An 18833-nucleotide genomic window follows, 5' to 3' on the forward strand; every position below is an offset into this window, starting at 1 on the left:
CAGGCCACGGGTGACGCGCCGAGGGCCGGGCCTCAGCCCTGCGGTCGGCGGCAGAGGCAGAACGGCTGCCCGATCGGGTCGAGCAGCACCACCCACGTCTCGCCGGGCTGGAACTCCGGCTTCGACGCGCCCGCGGCCACGAACTCCTTCTCGGCCACGGCCAGATCGTCGACGTAGAGGTCGAGGTGGTACCGCTTCTGCCCGGCCGAATCCGGCCAGGCCGGCGGTTGGTAGCCCTCGACGAGGCCGAACCCGATGGACACGCCGCCGTTGCGGATCATGGCGTACTCGGCTTGGCTGTGGGTGATCTCCCAGCCCAACGCCCGGTGGTAGAAGGCGGCGTGCGCGGCAGGGTCGGAGCTGTCCAGGTTGACCATCGCGAGGTCGGCGGTTGTCGTCATGCGTGCAGTCTGCGCCGACGTACCTGCCAACTCCTGTCAGGTACGTCGACTTTTCTCGACGCCGGCGACCGTCACCCCCGCTCCCGTCGACCGGTCAGCAGAGCAGGTCCAGGTGGTGGTGGGCGTCCTCGGCGATGTCCTCGTGCCGCAGCCACCGCCGCGCCCACAGCCGGGCCGCCAGCTCCGCCTGCTCGTCACCCCAGGCGGCGTGCTCCACGAGCAGCGCGGCGGTCAGCGCGTACGCCAGACGCAGCGCCAGCGCACGGGCACCGGCGATGACCGTCGCCGCGCCCGGGTCGGCCGTCACCGCGACGATGGTGTCGCGGAGCTGCCCGGCGACCGTGGCCAGGGTGTCGGCCAGCGCGGGCGACAGCGGCCGGGCCAGGTCAACGGCGGCGGTCAGCCGTCGCAGCAGCGGCGACCCGGCGTCCTCCCGGGTCAACGCGCGCAGCACGTCCAGGGACAGGACGTTTGTGGTGCCCTCCCAGATCGGCAGCACCTGCGCGTCGCGCAGCAGCCGGGGCACCCCGGTGTCCTCCACATACCCGGCGCCGCCGAAGCTCTCCACGTACTCGCTGGCGGAGCTGACGGCGAGCCGGCCGGTGGCGAGCTTGGCCAGCGGCGCGACGATGCGCAGCTCCGCGACCGCCTCCGGGTCGGCGCCGACCTCCACCCGCCCGAGCAGCGCGAACGCGTGTCCGGCCAGGGCGAACGCGCCCGCCGCGTCGACCGCGAGGGTGCCGAGCGTGGCGCGGTGCAGGGGCGAGGACGACAGCGGGCCGCCCGCGACGTGCCGCGCGTCGGCGAACGCGCGGGCGTAGGCGAGCCCCCGTCGCATCCCGCCGGCAGCGGCGGCGGCGTTGTGCACCCGGGTCACCACGACCAGCGTCATGGCCCGGACCAGGCCGGGCACCGCCGGGTCGCCCAACGGCACCGCGTACGCGTCGCGCAGGCCGATCTCGGCGGTCGGCAGCGCCCGGGTGCCGAGCTTGTCCTTGAGCCGGTGCACGACGACACCGGGAGCGGGCGCGTCCGGGGCCGCGCCGGTGGCCAGCGGCGAGTCGACCGCGTACCGGGGTACGAGGAACGGAGCGAGCACCCGGCTGCCCCGCCCGGCGCCCTCGGGACGGGCCAGCGCCACCGCCATCGCCGCGTCGGCCGCGGAGCAGAACCACTTCTCCCCGGTCAGCCGCCACGAACCGTCCGCCGCCGGCCGGCCGATCGTGCTGGAGCGGCCCAGGTCCGAGCCGCCCTGCGACTCGGTCATCCACTGCCCGCTGGTGATCGCGGTGTCCGGATCGGTGGAGGTCAACCGGGGCAGCCACGCGTCGCGGACACCCGCGTCGACGTCGGGCAGGCTGAGCAGCGCCGCCGCGCCGTCGGCCATCGCCACCGGGCAGGAGAACGTCGCCGACTCCGGCCCGTACAGGTGCAGCAGCGCATGCTGCACGACCCGCGCGGCAGCGCCCCAGGTGCCCCGGGCGTCGGGCAGGTAGGGCAGCGCCACCACCGCGTGCCGGGCGGCGGCGGCCCGCTGCGCCCGCCAACCGGCGGACACCTCGATGCGGTCGACGCGGGCGCCCCACGGGTCGTACCGGACCAGCGTCGGCGGGTGCGCCTCGGCATCGGCGTGCGCCGCGCGCAGCGGCCCGCTCACATCGGCGGCCAGGTCGGCCAGGCGGCCCTTCGCGGCGGCGTGACCGGCCGCCCCGAGGTGACGCTCCAGCCAGGACCGCAGCAGGGCATCACCGGCGTACGGGTCGGCAGGGGGTGGTACCGGCTGCACGAAGCGGCTCATCGATCGGCTCCCTGACGCTACGGGGGTGTGCGCCGACGGTAGACGATGCGTCGCCGCACCGAAAGAAGGCCCAGTTTCCGGCTTGCCATGCCTCACCGCGACGGCTTTCTCTACGGTCGGTAGTCGTGGGTGCCGGCCAGTCGTGGAGCCGACCGGCCCGGCAGCGCCGCCCGATGCGTGCCGGGCTGGTCTTCGCCGGGTTCGGCATGGCGCTGTGCTGCGTCGGAGTCGCCGGACTGGGAGCGTGGAACCTGCAGACCGTGCGGCAGGCCGCCGGCCCGATCCGGGAGACCGCCGACGGGTTCCTCAGCGAGGTGTCCCTCGGTGACAGCGATCGTGCGTACGAACGGCTGTGCGCCGACGCCCGTACCCGGTGGAGCGCGATCGGGTTCACCAGTTGGGTGCGGACCCCGCCCATGGTGACCGACTACGAGATCACCGACGTGTCGGTGTCCACCAAGGGTGGGCGTCCGCGCGGCACCGTGACCGCGAAGGTGACCCGCGCCGGCGGCATCAGCGAGGAACGCCGCCTGCCGGTGGTCCGCGAGGGCGGCGACTGGCGGGTGTGCGGTGACCCCTTCTGAGCCGCCGGCCCCGGAGCTGGCGCACCCCCGGCTCTTGCGCCGGCGGCAGGGCGTCGAGCCGACCACCTCGACCGAGTTGTTCTTCGACCTGGTCTTCATCTTCACGATCACCCAGGTGTCGCACTACCTGATCGCGCACCCGGACTGGCGTGGCGCAGCCCGCACCGCGCTGCTGTTGGCGCTGGTCTGGTTCGTCTGGGTCTACACCACCTGGGTGACCAACTGGCTGCAACCGGACCAGGGCCCGGTACGGGCGATGCTGATCGGGGTGACGCTGGGCAGCCTGCTGTTGTCGGCGACGATCCCACAGGCGTTCGCCGGGATGGGTCTGCTCTTCGCGGTGGTCTACGTCAGCGTGCAGGTGGGCCGGACCGCGTTCGCGTTGTGGGCGGCGCAGGGCAATCCGTGGCTGGTCGACGGGTTCCAGAAGTCGTTGCCCTGGATCGCCGCCACGTCGGTGCTCGTGGTGGTCGGCGGCCTGCTCGACACCCCGGCCCGGGAGGTGGTGTGGACGGCCGTGATCGTGCTCGAGGTGGTGGGCCTGTCGACCGGCTACCCCCTGCCGGGGCGTGCACGCAGCCGCCCGGAGCGGTGGATGGTGGAGGGTGGGCACCTGGCGGAGCGCTGCGCGGCGTTCGTGCTCATCGCGCTCGGCGAGTCGATCCTGGTCACCGGCAACACCCTGACGTCACACGTGGACGTGGTGCGCCTCGGCGCGTTCGGTGTGGCGTTCGCCGGCTCGGTGGCGCTGTGGTGGGTGTACTTCGCGCGGTCCGCCCCGGCCGCCGCGGAGGTCGTCGCCCGCGCGGGCACGCGTACCGGGGCGCTGGGCCGGCTCGCGTTCAACTACCTGCACCCGGTGATGGTCGCCGGCATCGTCGTCACCTCGGCCGGCGACGAACGGCTGCTGCACGCTCCGGGCGCGACGGCCACCACGGTCACCGCCCTGTTCACCCTGGCCGGCCCGGCGCTGTTCCTCGCCGGGCACGCCGCCTACCAGGCGGTGCTGTGGCGGGCGCTGCCCACCAGCCGGATCGCCGCTGTGGTGGTGCTGCTGGCCCTGATACCGGCCTGCGTAGGTCTGGGCGCCACGGTGGTGACCTGCGCGGCGCTGGCAACGGCGGTGACCGTCGCGGTGATCATGGCGGATCGCCTGCGGGCCCGGCGGGGCACGTCGTGAGCCGGCCGGCGCACCCGCAGTTGCTGCGTCCCCGCCGCGGGGTGGAGCGGACCACGTCCACCGAATTGTTCTTCGACCTGGTCTACGTCTTCACGATCACCCAGTTGTCCCAGTACCTCAGCGCGTACCTCGACTGGCCGGGTGTGGGGCGTACCGCGGTGCTGCTGGGCATGGTCTGGCTGGTCTGGATCTACACCGTGTGGATGGGCAACTGGCTACGCCCGGACCGCGCGCCGGTGCGCGCCACGCTGCTGGTGGTGACGCTGGGCAGTCTGCTGCTCGCGGCGGCGTTGCCCACCGCGTTCGGCGGCGACGGTCTGCTCTTCGCCGGAGCGCACGCGGTGGTGCAGATCGGTCGGACGGTCTTCGCCATGTGGGCGATCCGCGGCCAGCCGTACGTCAGTGACAGTTTCCGCCAGTGCGTCGTCTGGATCACCGCCACCGGGTTGTTGGCTCTCGTCGGCGGCCTGGTGGACCCCCCAGCCCGCGAGGTGATCTGGATCGGTGTGATCGCCGTCGACGCGCTCGGGTTGGCCACCGGATTCCCGGTGCCCGGCTTGGGCCGCAGCACCCCGGAACGTTGGGAGGTCGAGGGTGGGCACCTGGCCGAACGCTGCCAGGCGTTCGTCCTCATCGCGCTGGGGGAGTCGATCCTCATCACCGGCGGCACGTTGACGCAGCGCCTGGACCGGGTGGGCATCTTCGCATTCCTGCTCGCCTTCGCGGGATCGGTGGCCCTGTGGTGGGTGTACTTCGACCGGGCGGACACCGTCATGCGAGCCCTGGCCCAGGCCGGTGAACGGGCCGGACGGCTGTCGCGGCTGGTGTTCAACTACCTGCACCCGGTGATGGTGGGCGGCATCGTGATCACCGCGGTCGGCGACGAGCAGTTGCTGCACGCTCCCGGCCACGCGGTCGGCTGGGCGGACGCGCTTGTCGTACTCGGCGGCCCGGCACTGTTCCTGGCCGGGCACGCCGCCTACCAGCTGGTTCTGGGCTTCGTCGGGGTGGCGGGCCGCGTCACGGCGACGCTGCTGCTGCTCGCGCTGATCCCCGGGACGGTCGCGCTGGCCACGCCGACAGCGGTCACCGCCGGGGCGGCGCTGCTGGTGACGGCCGCGGTGATTGTGGCCGACCGGATGTCGGAACGACGGGCGTCTCAGTCGCGGGGGCCCAGGTCGCCGCTGCGGTAGTTCCGCCGCCAGAGCACCTGGTAGCGCACGTCGGCGGTCTCCACGGTGTCGCCGATGACGACCTGTTCACCCTCGCGGACCACCCGGAGGTGTTGCTGCGGCAGCCCGGCGAGCCCGTCGCGGTGTGCGCCGCGCTGGCGTTGGCGGTGACCGTCGCCGTCATCGTGGCCGACCGGTCGCGGGCCCGGTCCGCCGCCCGAGAGCCGTCTTGACCCCGGCCGGCGGCACTGCGTCGGTTCTCGGACAACGCCACCGTGGGCGGGCCGCACGATGGTTAGCGTGGGGTCACCGGCCCTCCGGGTGGCCTTCCTCGGTGCTCGGTCGAGCGGAGGCGACGTGATGGCAACCGACCGGCGGACCCGACCACAGCGCTGGCTGCTGCTGGTGGCCGCCGCCGGTTACGGCAAGAGCACCGCCCTGGAGGTCATCGGCGGGGACGGTCCGACGGCCTGTCACCGGGCGGCGGATCTGATCGACGCGCTGTCGCACCCGAGCGGCCCGTCGGACGCGCACCCGCCCGCCCGGGTCGCCGTGGACGAGGTGTCCGCGCTCACCGGGGACGAGCAACTGGCCCTGGTGCGGCTGTTGGGCGCGCTGCCGGGTCAGCCCGCGGTGACGCTGGCCGCTCGACACCCCCTCGCCGACGCGGCCCGCAGCGCCTGTGCCGGACCCGTGGTGCACCGGGGACCGGAAACCCTCGCCCTCGGTCGGGACCAGGTCGCCCGGATCCTGCGCGACGAACACGCGGTCCCCGACAGTGACCTGGCCTACCTGGTCTACGAGCTGACCGCCGGCTGGCCGGCGTGGGTGCACCTCGCCGGTGACGCGCTCGGCCGCCAAGGGGTCGGCCGGCGGGAGCTGCTCGCGGCCCTGACCGAACCCGGCACCGCCGGCGGGCAGTTCGCCCGCGACGAGATCCTCACCGACCTGCCCGCGCAGGTGGCGCGTCTGCTCGGCGACATCCACCACCTCGACACGATCAGCGCGCCGCTGTGCGTGGTCATCGACGCCGACGCGCCAGCCGACGCCACCGCGCAGGCGCTGCGGTGGGCGACCCGCACCGGGTTGCTGGTGGCTCACCCCCGCCGGCGGTCCGACCTCACCGCCGCGACGGTGCGGCTGGTACCGGTGCTCGCGGCGGTGCTGGCCCAACAGGAAGGCCGCCCGGACGCCTCGGGCCGCCGCCGGTTGTCCGCCGCCGCCGACTGGTACCTCGCCCACGCGTACCCCCTCGCCGCCGCCCGAGCCCTGCGCGACGCGAACGACACCGCCCGGTGCGCGGCGCTGATCGTCAGCCACGGCGTGGAGATGCTCGCCGGCGGTGGGGCGTCCGACGTCACCGACCTGATCAGCGCGCTGCCGCCGGCCGAGCAGCACCCCGACCTGCAACTGATCCTCGGCGACGCGCTGCGGATGTCCGGCTCGGTGACCTGGGCGTCGCGCGTCTTCGCCCCGCTGCTGGCCCAGGCGGACCACGACCGCCGGTGGCCGGCGCGGCTGCTCTGGCGGGCCGCGATGGTGCCGTACCTGCGGACCGACTACGCCGGCGCGCTCGCGGTGCTCGACCGGGCGGACGCCGCGCCGACGCCCGCCCCACCGGGCCCCGACGACGTCCTGCTGCTGGCCTGCCGCGCCAGCACCCTCGCCCAACTCGGCCGGGTCGACGACGCGGTCACCACCGGGGCCCGCGCGCTCGTCGCCGCCCAGCGGGTGAACGAGGACGCCCCGTTGGCGGCGGCGCACATCGCGGCCGCGCTCACCTCGTCCGGCACCCGCCGCGACGGGCACCTCGCCGACGCCCTCGCCGCGGCCGAACGCGCGGGTGACCTGGTTCAGCAGGCAAGGGTCCTGGTCAACCAGGCGCACTGCCTGCTGCGGGAGGCCCGGTACCCGTCGGCGCTGGCCACCGCGGTACGGGCGGTCCGCGCGGCGGAGCTCGCCGGCCCGCCCGGAGTGCTGGTGACCGCCCTGCACAACGCGGGTGAGGCGCTGGTCCGGCTGGGCCGCTACGACGAGGCGACCCTGCACTTCACCCGGTCCAAACTGGTCTCGCAACGGTTGGGGCTCAACCGGGCGGCCGCCGGGGTCTACGGGTTGGCCGAGGTCAGTCGCCGTCTCGGCCGGCGCGAGGAGGCGCTGGCCGCCTTCGCCGAGGCCGCCGAACTGGCCCGTGACGTGGGGGACCTGCAGGTACGCATCCCGGCGCTGGCCGGCCTGGCCCGGCTGCGCTGCGAGAGCAACGCCGCCGACCTCGACGCCGCCCGTGCCGCCGCCGACGAGGCACACCGGCTGGCGCCGGCGTTCCTGCTCTCCTGCGCGCTGGCCGCGACGGGCTGGGTGGCGTACGCCGAAGGTGACCTGGAGGTGGCCCGGCGGCGGGCGGCCGAAGCGGTACGGGCGGCCCGGACCGGACGGCAGGCCGACGCGTTGGCCGAGGCGTTGGAACTCACCGCCGCGGTCGCCGCCGACCCGGCCGCGAGTCGCGACGCCCTGGTGGAGGCCGGCGCGATCTGGCAGGCGGCGGGCGCGGGTCCGGCCGCCGAACGGACAGTCGTCCTGCTGGGCCGGGTGCCGGGCGCGGACGCCGCGCAGCGCTCGGCGGCGCGGGCCGCGGCCAACCGGTTGCTGGCGCTCGGAATCGAGACGGTCGACGGCCGGCAGTTGTCCGAGCTGTCCGTCGACGGTGGAACCGTCGAGGTGCGGGTGCTCGGCCGGTTCGAAGTCATCGTCGGTGGGCGGGAGGTCCCGCTGCCGGCGTGGCGGTCGCGGCAGGCCCGCACGCTGCTGAAGATCCTCGTCGCCCGGCGTGGCCGCGCCGTAGGACGGGCCGAGCTGTGCGAACTGCTGTGGCCCGACGACGAGCCGCGGCGCACCGCGCACCGCCTGTCGGTGTTGCTGTCCGCCGTGCGTGCCGTGCTCGACCCGCCCCGGCGGTGGCCCGTCGACCGGTACGTGCGCGCCGACCTGACCGGCGTACGCGTCGACCTGACCCGGGTGGTCGTCGACGCGGAGACCCTGCTGGCCGACGTGCCCCGGGCGGAGCGGCTCGCCCGCGAGGGTGACCCGGCGCGGGCCCGCGCGGTGCTCGCCGACGTGGACGCCGCCTACCGGGGTGACGCCTTCACCGACGAGCCCTACGAGGACTGGGCCGACGGGCTGCGGGAACAGGCCCGCTCGATGTGGTTGCGGGCGCTGCGGGAACTGGCCCGGCAGTACCGGCGCGACGGCGACTCCGACCGGGCCGCGACCACCCTGGTCCGGCTGCTCGACGCCGACTGCTACGACGAGTGGGCGCACCGGGCGCTGGTCGCGACGCTTGTCGGGGCCGGCCGGCACGGGGAGGCCCGGCGGGCGTTCGACAGGTGGGGCGGGGCGATGCGCGCGATCGACGCACCGCCCCCGCACCCGGATGTGCTGCGCGCCAGGGCCGGTCAGCAGGGGTAGAGGTTCTCGTTGCCCGCGTTGGTGTCCACGTACGCGTAGAAGATCACGCTGGCGTCGGGGTTGTCGTCCTGGGCGCAGGTGTCCGCCCCGCCCCCGCCGTCGAATATGTCGCCGTTGGTGGCAACGCCCCAGACGATGACGCCGGCCTTGCCGATCAGCAGGTCCGCGCCGTGCGACCCGTTGAGATGGTCGTTGCCGTCGAGACCGGCCAGCACGTCGTCGTTCGGACCGCCGACGAGGGTGTCACCGCAGCCCTCACCGAACAGGATGTCGTTGCCGGCGCCGCCGTAGATCGTGTCGACGCCACCGCCGCCGTAGATGGTGTCGTTGCCGCCGAGCCCGTGGATCTCGTCGGGACCGGCGCCGCCGTAGATGACGTCGTCGCCCTCGGTGCCCATGATCGGGTCGCCGGCGGTGGTGGCGCACGGGTTCGCGTCCGGGTCGGCGTACGCCGTGCCACCGCCGACGCCGATCAGAGCGCCGCTGACCAGGAGGGCGGCCAGCGCCGCCGCTCGGATACGCATGATGGGACCTCCCGTTCGTGGACCCCGTCCGGAGTCCGGTGACGCCACGGTGACGTCGCCGGCAGGGTCGCAGCCGCCCGTCATCGTGGCGTCAGTACGCCGTCCGCGTCCGCGCCGATGACCGGCCCCTGACGAGGGTGCGGAGTCTGGTCGCAACGCCGTCGTCGATCGTCGACGAGGCAGGGCGGAGGGAATCCAATGAACCGGAAACTGGCTGGTCTGGCAGTGCTGACCAGCGTGGCGGCGGCCACGACGCTGCTCGCGCCGAGCACAGCGGCGCAGGCGTCGGTCGGCCTGTACCGGGTCGCCGCGACGAGCGTCCTGGACGCGACGAACGCCAAGACGATGACCATCTCGTGCAACGGCGTCGACCAGGTGGTCGGCGCGGGTGGACGGATCAACGACGGTCAGGGTGACGTCCTGATGACCCGGGTCTACGCCGACGCGACCCTGCGTACGGTGACGGTGTTCGGGGTGGAGGCCAACGCCACGAACGTGCCCTGGTCGGTGGACGCGTTCGCGGTCTGCGCCCCGGCCGGGGCGGTGTCCGGCCTGCAACTGGTCACCACCACGTCGGCGAGCAACGCGCTGGACAAGGTGGGGATCACCGCCGTGTGCCCGCCGGGCAAGAAGACCTTCGGCGGTGGGTACCGGATCGACAACGCCAACGCAGCGGTGGCGATCGACGAGCTGGCGTTCACCGCGGCGCTCGGTTCGGTGTCGAGCACCGCGTACGTGTTCGGCGCTCCGGGCAACTTCACGTTGCAGACCCAGGCGTTCTGCGCCACCGCGCTGCCGGCGATGGCGTTGACGGAGGCGACGAGCGCGTTCAACGCGAACTCGCCGAAGTCCGTGACGACGCCGGCCTGCCCGGCGGGATCGCAGACCGCCGGGGTCGGCGCGGTGTTGACCGGGCTCTCCGGGGCCGGCTCGGTGGCGACGTTGGTGCCCCGGCCGGCACTGGACACCGCCGAGGCGACCGGACGGGAGATCGTCGCGTTCGCCACGCCGTGGAACATCAGGGCGCAGCAGGTCTGCGTGGGCTGACCCACCCGTACCACGGCCGGCCGTCCCCAGCACGGGGCGGCCGGCCACCGCGTCAGTCGCGGGGGCCGAGGTCGCCGCTGCGGTAGTGCCGCCGGCAGAGCACCTGGTAGCGCACGTCGGCGGTCTCCACGGTGTCGCCGATGACGACCTGTTCGCCCTCGCGGACCACCCGATCGTCGACGACCCGAGCGTTGAGCAGCCCCTCCCGGCCGCACCAGCACAGCACCTCGACCTGGATGCGGGCCACCTCGTCGGCCAACTCGAACAGGCGCTGCGCGGCGGGGAACAGGCAGGACCGGAAGTCGGTGGCGAGGCCGAACGCGAACACGTCCACGTCGTAGCTGTCCACCAACTCGGCCATCTGCTCGACGTGCTCGACGGTGTAGAAGCAGGCCTCGTCGCAGATCAGGTAGTCGACGCGTACCCCGTCGGCCCAGCGGCCGCGCACCAGCGCCCGCAGGTCCAGGTCGTCGGTGACCTCGATGGCCTCGTGGGCCAGGCCGATGCGGGTGGTGACCTGTGGACCCAGCGACCGGTCGATGCGGGTGGTGACCAGGCCTCGGCGGCCCTGCCGGGCGTGGTTGTAGTTCATCTGCAACGCCATCGTGGACTTACCGCAGTCCATCGGCCCCCAGAAGAACTTCAACGCCGCGGCGTGCACCGGCCGCCCGTCGAGCCCGCGCGCGGCCGCGCAGGCGGCGGGAGCGTGCGGCTGGCCGGGGAACGGGTGGGCCAGGCAGGTCGGGGTGGCAGCGGCGTCGTCGGTCACGGTCGGGCAGCCTAGCCGATCGACCGGCCCGGATCTGTCAGGTGCGTCGCACGTGCTCAGAGCACCCGTGGTGGGGTGTTGCCGGCCGCGATGATGGCCCGGCGCATCGGCACCGCCAACAGCAGCAGGAACCCGACCACGAAGAAGCCCACCAGTGAGACCAGGCCCACGCGGTAGGAGGCGGTGAGTTGGAACACGATGCCGAACGCGAGCGGGCCCAGCCAGCTCGTACCCCTGTCGCTGATCTCGTAGAAGCCGTAGTATTCGCCCTCCTTGCCGGCGGGGATGAGCTGGCTGAACAGGGACCGGCTCAGCGCCTGACTGCCCCCCAGGACCAGACCGATGCAGGCGCCGAGCGCCATGAACGGCAGCGGCGCCTCGGCGGGCAGCCAGAACACGCCGAGGATCACACCGGTCCAGAGCACCAGGCTGATCAGCACCGTCTTGCGCGCGCCGATGCGCCGGGCCAGCGCGCCGAGGAGCAACGCGCCGCCGAAGGCGAGGAACTGCACCAGCAGGATCGTGACGATCAGGGTGCTCTGCTCCAGCCGCAGCTCCTCGGTGCCGTACTGGCTGGCCATCGTGATGACGGTCTGGATGCCGTCGTTGAAGACGAGGAACGCCAGCAGGAAGAACAACGTCAGCGGGTACGCCCGGATCTCGCGCAGGGTGTGCCCGAGCTGCCGGAACCCGTCGGTGAGCACGTTGCCCCGCGCGGCCACGGCCGCTGTCACGGGACGGTCGCGCAGCCAGCGCAGCGGCACCAGGGTGAACGCCGCCCACCACACGCCGGCGGACACGATCGACCAGCGGGCCAGGTCCAGGGTGCGCTGCGGGTTGTCGTCCTCGCTGAGCAGGGAGACGGTGGCCAGGTTCACCGCCAGCAGCAGGCCACCGCCGAGGTAGCCCAGCGCCCAGCCACGACTGGAGATGCCGTCCCGTTCGTCCGGGCCGCCGAGCTGCGGCAGGAACGAGTTGTAGACCACGATCGCGGCGCCGAAGGAGATGTTGGCGACCAGGAACAACGCGCCGCCGAGCAGGTACCGGTCGCCGGTGACGAAGGCCATCGCGATGGTCGCCCCGGCGCCGGTGAACGCGGCCCCGCCGAGTAGGCGTTTCTTGTGCGCCGACCGGTCGGCGATCGCCCCGATGACCGGCAGCGCGAACACGGTCAGGAACACCGACAACGAGATCAGGTACGGGTAGTACGACCCGGCCGCGACCCGGATGCCCAGCGGGTGCACGTACCCGTCGCAGGTGTCCGCGCCCAGCTCGCAGCCGGCGGCCGTCTCGGCGACGGTGGTCAGGAACGGGCCGAGGAACACGGTGATCACCGTGGACTGGAACGCGGAGTTCGCCCAGTCGTAGATGTACCAGCCTCGGCGCTCGCGGGGGGTGCTCGCCGGAGGCGGGGTGTCGGTCACCGTGGGGGTCACGGTCTCGGCCATCGGAGGTTCCTTCGGTGCTGGTCAGGCGGTCCAGTGGCCGCGGCTGCGGTAGACGTCGCGCAGCACGCCGACGTGATCGGTCATGATGCCATCCACGCCACGATCCAGTAAGTCGTGCATCTGGTCCGCATCGTCGATCGTCCAGACGTGCACCTGAAGGCCGAGCCGGTGGCAGTAGTCGACGAATCGGCGGTCCACCACCGGCACCCGCCCGTAGCGGGGCGGCACCTGCGCGGCCACCACCGACGGGGGCAGCCGCAGCGGCCGGCCGTGCAGCGAGGCCAGCCGCAGCCGGGCGACTCCCCGCATGCCGAGGCTGGTGGCGACGCGCCCCTGGGTGAGCGCCCGCAGCCGGGTCAGTCGGGCGTCGCTGAACGAGGCGAGCAGCACCCGGTCGGCCGCGCCGACCCGGGTCAGGGTGGCGACCGTCGGCGCGACGCCGCCGTCGGCCTTCACGTCGATGTTGAAGCGGACCTGCGGCCAGGCGTCCAGCACCTCGTCGAGCCGGGGTACGACGGCGGCGCCGCCGACGCGTACCGAGGCGAGGTCGGCCCAGCTCAGGTCGGCGATGCGCCCCGCCTCACCGGTGACCCGCGCGAGCGTCGGGTCGTGGAAGATCACCGGGACGCCGTCGGCGGTGGCGTGCACGTCGGTCTCCACGTACCGGTAACCGAGCCCGACGGCACGGGCGAACGCCACGGTGGTGTTCTCGTCGCCCTCGGCGGCCCCGCCGCGGTGGGCGAACGCCAGCGGCGCGGGCGCGTCGAGGTAGCCGGATCGGTTGAGCACGCGACGCAGTATGCACGCGGCCGGTGGAGCGCAGATGGCCTGTCGGCGACATTCGTCCGCGCGGGCCCTGGCGCCCCCGTCACCCCCGTGGGGCGGGAGCGCCAGGGGGCTCACGGGCGCACCACGTACCCGCCGGTGAGGATCGGGTACCGGGGGCGTGCGGGCGCTTCCGGTGGCAGTTCCGTCTCGGGGTCGAGGCAGCCGGTGGGTGGCGGCTGGGTCCCGTTCTGCGTCTGGGCGTCGACGATCACGTCGGGCTGCCGACCACCGTCGATGATCTTGACGTAGTAGCCGTGGTTGCGGACCGGGTCGACGCCGTCGGGCACGATCGCCGTGAACACCGCGACGTTCCCGACCACCCGCAGGCAGGTCACGTCGGCCCGTCCCCGGGCAACCTCGGTGCCGTCCGGCAGCGCATGCCGGTAATGGAACTCGCCACGCGTCGACCCGTCGACGGTCGTGACCGCCGCGACGCCGAACCAGATCCGGTGCCCCACCATGTTCGGCTCGTCGTACACGAAATGCCCCGAGCCGGCGACCAGCGCCACGGGCCTCGGAGGCGACGTCCCGTTCGGCGCGGTGGGCTGCGCCCACACCGTCGTCGACCCGGCGGCGACCAGCGCGACTGTCGCCGCCGATGCCGTCCCGACCCGTGTGTACCAGAGCATGGAAAACTCCCTCGCGTCGATGGCTTGACGCTCTTCAGCCTCGTCGCAGCCCTGATCGTGCTGATCCCCACGCCGAGCCAACCGCCTCCCCTGCCCGGGGGAGCCGTGGGCCCGCGCCGAGGCGGTGTGCGACCCCGCAGCCCGCGCCGATCTTGCGGTTTGTGTCGCCGTTGTGGCCGGCTCGGCCCGGTATGTCGCCACAGAAAGTGCAAGATCGCGGGGGTGGGCGGGGCGGGGGTGGGGCGGGGGTGGGCCTCGGGCGCGGGGCTTCAGGGGGTGCGGCGGTGGGTGCGGGTCGTGTCGGTGGGGCGGCCGGGGTCGACGTGGTGGGGGAGGTCGGGTTCGTCGGGGCGCAGGGGAGCGAGGGTGTCGGTCAGGGCGTCGATGATGCGGTCGGTGGCTCGACGGGCCGCCCCGGGGGTGGTGGCGTTTGACTCGCCCAGGTCGACGGGTTCGCCGAAGTGCACCCGGATCACCGGGCGACGCCACAGGGAGCGGGCGATGCCGGGCAGCATTCCGTTCGGCGTCGCGTAGGGCAGCACCTCGTGCGCGCCCCACTGGGCGACCGGGATGACGGGTGCGCCGCAGGCCAACGCGAGCCGGGCGACGCCGGTCTTGCCGCGTTCGGGCCACATGCCGGGGTCCAGGCCGATGCGTCCCTCGGGGTAGATGAGGATCACCGAGCCGGCCGCGACGGCCTGGGCCGCGTCGTCGAGGGCCTGGTGGACGGCGCTGGTGCCCCGGTCGACCCGGATGTGCCCGACGTGGCGCATCGCGGCGCCGAGCACGGGGGCGCGGAACAGGCCGGCGGTCGCCATGATCCGTGGGGCGATGCCCCGTTCCCGGCAAGCGGCGATCATGACCAGGGGGTCGAACGGGCTGATGTGGTTGGCGGCCAGCACGAGCGGTCCCCGGCGCAGGTGCGCGGGGACGTCGCCGGTGACCTCCAGGCGGGCGAGCAGGGCCACCAGGGCGCGGGCCAGCATGAGGGCGGCCCGCCAGAGCAGTGGTGGCTGCCAGGTCGTCGTGTCCATCAGCGCGCCATCCTCGCACGAGGCGGTGGGGCCGCGAGGGCGAGTGGCCGGAGTGATCAGGGTCATTGGTCCCGGGCCGCTTTGGGCCGCCCGGCCCTGCCCCTTTCTCTACGACGAGCAGTAGTATTTACTACGTCTCGTAGTACGCATAGTTGGGGGTTCAGGTGGACGCGTTGGACGTCGCCCGGTGGCAGTTCGGTGTCACGACCGTCTACCACTTCCTGTTCGTGCCACTGACCATCGGCCTGTCCGTGCTGGTGGCGATCCTGCAGACGATGTGGCACCGCACCGGCAACGAGCGCTACCTCAAGCTGACCAAGTTCTACGGCAAGCTGTTCCTGATCAACTTCGCCATGGGCGTGGTCACCGGCATCGTGCAGGAGTTCCAGTTCGGCATGAACTGGAGCGACTACTCCCGCTTCGTCGGCGACATCTTCGGCGCGCCCCTGGCCATCGAGGCGCTCGTGGCGTTCTTCCTCGAGTCCACGTTCATCGGCCTGTGGATCTTCGGCTGGGACCGGCTGCCCAAGCGGGCGCACCTGGCCAGCATCTGGGCCGCCGCCATCGGCACGAACCTGTCCGCGTACTTCATCCTCGCCGCGAACTCGTTCATGCAGAACCCCGTCGGCTACCGCATCAACCCCGACAGCGGACGCGCCGAGCTGACCGACTTCCCGGCCGTGCTCACCAACAAGGTCGCCCTGATCACCTTCCCGCACACCCTGGCCGGCTCGTTCCTGGTCGCCGGGTCGCTGATCGTGGCGGTCGGCCTGTGGCACGTGATCCGCAACCGGGACTCCGCCGACACCGGCGCGTACCGCTTCGCCACGAAGTTCGGCTCGTGGGTGGTCCTGGTCGCCTCGGCGGCCGTGCTGTTCACCGGCGACATCCAGGGCAAGATCATGACGGATGTGCAGCCCATGAAGATGGCCGCCGCCGAGGGTCTCTACACCACCGAGAGCCCCGCCTCGTTCTCCGTGCTCACCATCGGCAGCCTCGACGGCAGCCGCGAGGTGTTCGCCCTCAAGATCCCGTACCTGCTGTCGTACCTGGGCACCGGCGACCCGAACGGCACCGTGCACGGCATCAACGACCTGCAGGCCCAGTACGCCACCCAGTACGGCGCGGGCAGCTACACCCCGATCATCCCGGTCACCTACTGGAGTTTCCGCTTCATGGTCGGCTTCGGGTTGGCGGCGGGCGCGATCGCCCTGCTGGTGCTCTGGAGCCAGCGCAGGGGCCGTACCCCGCGCAGCAGGTGGCTGCTGCGCGCCGGCCTGGCCATGCCGGTGCTGCCGCTGCTGGCCAACTCCTTCGGCTGGATCTTCACCGAGATGGGCCGCCAGCCGTGGATCGTCTTCGGCGAGATGCTCACCCGCAACGGCGTGTCCCGCAGCGTCTCGCTCACCGAGGTGCTGACCTCGTTCACCGCCTTCACGCTGATCTACGCCACCCTCGCCGTGATCGAGGTCAAGTTGCTGCTGCGCTACGCCAGAGCTGGCGTGCCGGACGTCAGCGAACAGCCCCCCACCGACGACACCGACGACGCCGAGCGTCCGCTCGCCTTCGCCTACTGATCCCGGAGCCCATCGTGGACCTGACCACCATCTGGTTTCTCCTCGTCGCCGTGCTGTTCACCGGCTACTTCATCCTGGAGGGCTTCGACTTCGGCGTCGGCATGCTGCTGCCCGTGCTCGGCCGCGACGACCGGGAACGCCGGGTCCTGATCAACACCATCGGCCCGGTCTGGGACGGCAACGAGGTGTGGCTGATCACCGCCGGCGGGGCGATGTTCGCCGCGTTCCCCGAGTGGTACGCCACCCTCTTCTCCGGCTTCTACCTGCCGCTGCTGCTGATCCTGCTGGCCCTGATCGCCCGCGGGGTGGCCTTCGAGTACCGGCACAAGCGCCCCGAGGCGTCCTGGAAGCGCCGCTGGGACGCCGCGATCGTGGTCGGCTCGCTGCTGCCGGCGATCCTGTGGGGCGTCGCCTTCGCCAACATCCTGCGCGGTGTGCCCCTGGACGCCGACCACGAGTACGTCGGTGGCCTCGTCGACCTGCTCAACCCGTACGCCCTGCTCGGTGGCGCGACCACGCTCGCGCTGTTCCTGACCCACGGCGCGGTGTTCCTGGCCCTGAAGACCACCGGCGACATCCGCGACCGCGCGGGCGCCCTGGCGGTGCGCCTCGGCGTCGGCGCCGCCGTGCTCGCGGTCGGCTTCCTGGCCTGGACGTTGAGCATCCGCTCCAGCGCGGCCGCCGTCGTGCTCGCCGTCGGCGCGGCCCTCGCCCTGCTCGGTGGCCTCGCCGCCGCCCGGGTACGCCGGGAGGGCTGGGCGTTCACGGGTACGGCCGTGGCGATCGGCCTGGCCGTAGCGACCCTGTTCGCGGCGCTGTTCCCGAACGTGCTGCCGTCCACCCTCGACGCGGCGGGCACGCTCACGGCCACCAACGCGGCCTCCACCCCGTACACCCTGAAGATCATGACCTGGGTGGCGGTGATCTTCACTCCGGTGGTGCTGGCCTACCAGGCCTGGACGTACTGGGTGTTCCGCAAGCGCATCGGCATAGCCAACATCCCCCAACACTGACCCCCACCCCCCACCCGCCACCGATCATGGACTTGTGGTGCCCGACCTGGGGCATCAAGGGCGCTTCGTCACCCACCACGACTCCATGATCGACGGGAGTCCGGCCGGGGAGGTTATCGGCTGGTCGGTGTCGGGGCGGGCCGCTACGGTGTGCCGATGCGCGTTCGTGAACTCACCATCGACGACCTGGACGACGCCTGGGAACTGGGCCGGTTCGCGTTCGGCTCTGATGCTCAGCGGTCCCCGCACACCACCGTCGAGGTGCCCGGCATGACCCGCTACGGCGCGTTCGACGACACCGGCCGGCTCGTCGGCAAGGCCGTCGACCTGCACCACGACCAGTGGTGGTCCGGTCGGGCCGTCGCGGCGGCCGACGTCGCCGGGGTGGCGGTCGCCCCCGAGGCGCGGGGCCGGGGTGTGGCCCGAGCCCTGCTCACCGCCCTGCTGGCCGGGGCCCACGAGCGTGGCGCGGCGATCAGCGCCCTGTACCCGACCGTCGCCGCCCCCTACCGGGCCTGCGGCTGGGAGGCCGCCGGTGTGCTGCGCACCGTCAACGTCGCCACCGCCGCGCTGCCCCGGCACCGGCCCGCGTCGCACCTGACCGTCCGCGCCGGCACGCCCGCCGACCTGGACGCCGTCGCTGCCCTCTACGAGCGGGTCACCCGCCACCGCAACGGCATGTTGACGCGCCGGGGCAAGCTGTTCGACTTCTTCGCCGCCGACGCGAAACTGCCCGGTGACGGGATCACCCTCGTCGAGGACGACGGCGACCTCGTCGGCTACGCCACCTGGCAGCGCGGCCGGGGCTACGGCGCCGACTCGGTCCTCACCGTCGACGAGGCTCTGGCCACCACCGCCGACGCGGCCCGGGAACTCGTCGGGGTGCTCGGGAGCTGGGCCAGCGTCGCGCCGACCCTGCGGCTGTGCCCGCTCGACGGTGACGCCGTCAGCGTCCACCTGCCGTTGGAGGCGGCCCGGGACCACGAGCGGGACCTGTGGATGCACCGCCCGGTCGACGTCGTACGGGCGGTGGGTGAGCGCGGCTGGCCCACCCACGCCCGGGGCGTCGTCAACTTCCACCTCACCGACCCGCTCGCCGACTGGAACACCGGCACCTGGCGGTTGGCCGTCGCCGACGGCGAAGCCGAGCTGACCAGACTCGACGGCGAGGCGGACCTGCGGCTCGACGTGCGCGGCTTCGCGCTGCTGTACGCGGGCGCGGCGGGTGCCCGCTCGGTGGCCCAGGCCGGCCTGCTGCACACCGTGGGCGTCGAGCCGGACGCCCTGGACCTGCTGGGCGCCGGCGGTCCGGCACACCTGCTCGACTACTTCTGACCGCCCCTTCGGGGACGGGTGGCAGTCCG

At 73.0% G+C, this 18833-nt stretch carries 17 protein-coding genes and 1 pseudogene; 9 read left to right on the plus strand and 9 right to left on the minus strand.

All coding sequences use genetic code 11. The features are described from left to right. Positions 1-32: 32 nt before the first annotated feature. Positions 33-401: a VOC family protein gene (locus ACIBTX_RS27810; RefSeq protein ID WP_357118657.1), complete on the minus strand. Its 369-nt coding sequence runs from the start codon at positions 399-401 to the stop codon at positions 33-35. Positions 402-495: 94 nt separating this feature from the next. Next, positions 496-2199, minus strand: coding sequence for an acyl-CoA dehydrogenase family protein (locus tag ACIBTX_RS27815; protein ID WP_396833179.1), 1704 nt, complete (start codon positions 2197-2199; stop codon positions 496-498). A 125-nt stretch (positions 2200-2324) separates the two neighbouring features. Between ACIBTX_RS27815 and ACIBTX_RS27820 the strand changes: the two genes are divergently transcribed. Genes ACIBTX_RS27820 through ACIBTX_RS27830 form a run of 3 tightly spaced genes read left to right on the plus strand, consistent with a single transcriptional unit; the run spans position 2325 to position 5156 of the window. Further along, complete coding sequence (locus ACIBTX_RS27820; protein ID WP_396833180.1) at positions 2325-2783, plus strand: hypothetical protein; 459 nt, start codon at positions 2325-2327, stop codon at positions 2781-2783. Beyond that, entirely contained in the window at positions 2770-3963 is a 1194-nt protein-coding gene (locus ACIBTX_RS27825) for a low temperature requirement protein A (RefSeq protein ID WP_357170093.1), read from the plus strand. The genes ACIBTX_RS27820 and ACIBTX_RS27825 overlap by 14 nt, the downstream gene beginning before the upstream one ends. Continuing rightward, on the plus strand, positions 3960-5156 hold the full coding sequence (locus tag ACIBTX_RS27830) for a low temperature requirement protein A (protein WP_357394981.1): 1197 nt from the start codon (positions 3960-3962) through the stop codon (positions 5154-5156). Before ACIBTX_RS27825 ends, ACIBTX_RS27830 begins: the two co-directional genes overlap by 4 nt. On the opposite strand, the pseudogene ACIBTX_RS27835 reads toward ACIBTX_RS27830, so the two are convergent. Further along, positions 5123-5242: pseudogene (locus tag ACIBTX_RS27835) on the minus strand (thymidine kinase); the annotation flags it as partial. The gene ACIBTX_RS27830 and the pseudogene ACIBTX_RS27835 overlap by 34 nt on opposite strands. A gap of 3 nt (positions 5243-5245) precedes the next feature. On the opposite strand from ACIBTX_RS27835, the gene ACIBTX_RS27840 reads away from it, so the two are divergent. Together ACIBTX_RS27840 and ACIBTX_RS27845 are read left to right on the plus strand one after the other, a co-directional pair. Continuing rightward, positions 5246-5368: a hypothetical protein gene (locus ACIBTX_RS27840; protein ID WP_396833199.1), complete on the plus strand. Its 123-nt coding sequence runs from the start codon at positions 5246-5248 to the stop codon at positions 5366-5368. 127 nt (positions 5369-5495) lie between these two features. Next, on the plus strand, positions 5496-8600 hold the full coding sequence (locus ACIBTX_RS27845; RefSeq protein ID WP_357394976.1) for a BTAD domain-containing putative transcriptional regulator: 3105 nt from the start codon (positions 5496-5498) through the stop codon (positions 8598-8600). Here ACIBTX_RS27845 and ACIBTX_RS27850 read toward each other — a convergent pair. Then, a complete protein-coding gene (locus tag ACIBTX_RS27850) occupies positions 8588-9124 on the minus strand; it encodes a hypothetical protein (protein ID WP_357394974.1) in 537 nt (178 codons plus the stop codon). The genes ACIBTX_RS27845 and ACIBTX_RS27850 overlap by 13 nt on opposite strands. A 198-nt stretch (positions 9125-9322) precedes the next feature. On the opposite strand from ACIBTX_RS27850, the gene ACIBTX_RS27855 reads away from it, so the two are divergent. Next, the gene (locus tag ACIBTX_RS27855) at positions 9323-10171 is read left to right on the plus strand and encodes a hypothetical protein (protein ID WP_357118675.1); all 849 of its coding nucleotides are present in this window, start codon (positions 9323-9325) and stop codon (positions 10169-10171) included. Positions 10172-10223: 52 nt separating this feature from the next. On the opposite strand, the gene ACIBTX_RS27860 is transcribed toward ACIBTX_RS27855, so the two are convergent. The 5 genes from ACIBTX_RS27860 to ACIBTX_RS27880 all read right to left on the minus strand — a co-directional run bounded on the left by ACIBTX_RS27860 (position 10224) and on the right by ACIBTX_RS27880 (position 14879). Continuing rightward, positions 10224-10940: a thymidine kinase gene (locus ACIBTX_RS27860; RefSeq protein WP_396833181.1), complete on the minus strand. Its 717-nt coding sequence runs from the start codon at positions 10938-10940 to the stop codon at positions 10224-10226. Between the two features lie 56 nt (positions 10941-10996). Next, entirely contained in the window at positions 10997-12388 is a 1392-nt protein-coding gene (locus ACIBTX_RS27865) for an MFS transporter (RefSeq protein WP_357118678.1), read from the minus strand. Between the two features lie 21 nt (positions 12389-12409). Beyond that, on the minus strand, positions 12410-13177 hold the full coding sequence (locus tag ACIBTX_RS27870) for a glycerophosphodiester phosphodiesterase (protein ID WP_396833182.1): 768 nt from the start codon (positions 13175-13177) through the stop codon (positions 12410-12412). 110 nt (positions 13178-13287) lie between these two features. Further along, positions 13288-13845 carry a hypothetical protein gene (locus tag ACIBTX_RS27875; protein WP_396833183.1) on the minus strand — a complete coding sequence of 186 codons (558 nt, stop codon included), beginning with the start codon at positions 13843-13845 and terminating at the stop codon, positions 13288-13290. Positions 13846-14114: 269 nt separating this feature from the next. Further along, complete coding sequence (locus tag ACIBTX_RS27880) at positions 14115-14879, minus strand: lysophospholipid acyltransferase family protein (RefSeq protein WP_396833184.1); 765 nt, start codon at positions 14877-14879, stop codon at positions 14115-14117. A gap of 164 nt (positions 14880-15043) precedes the next feature. Between ACIBTX_RS27880 and ACIBTX_RS27885 the strand changes: the two genes are divergently transcribed. The 3 genes from ACIBTX_RS27885 (at position 15044) to eis (ending at position 18804) form a co-directional block, all read left to right on the plus strand. Further along, on the plus strand, positions 15044-16456 hold the full coding sequence (locus ACIBTX_RS27885) for a cytochrome ubiquinol oxidase subunit I (protein ID WP_355051069.1): 1413 nt from the start codon (positions 15044-15046) through the stop codon (positions 16454-16456). Between the two features lie 14 nt (positions 16457-16470). Next, positions 16471-17469, plus strand: coding sequence for a cytochrome d ubiquinol oxidase subunit II (gene cydB, locus ACIBTX_RS27890; protein ID WP_357118690.1), 999 nt, complete (start codon positions 16471-16473; stop codon positions 17467-17469). A 156-nt stretch (positions 17470-17625) separates the two neighbouring features. After that, positions 17626-18804, plus strand: coding sequence for an enhanced intracellular survival protein Eis (gene eis / locus ACIBTX_RS27895; protein ID WP_396833185.1), 1179 nt, complete (start codon positions 17626-17628; stop codon positions 18802-18804). The last annotated feature ends 29 nt before the right edge of the window (positions 18805-18833 follow it).

This window comes from Micromonospora sp. NPDC049359, assembly GCF_044466585.1.
Lineage (GTDB): Bacteria > Actinomycetota > Actinomycetes > Mycobacteriales > Micromonosporaceae > Micromonospora.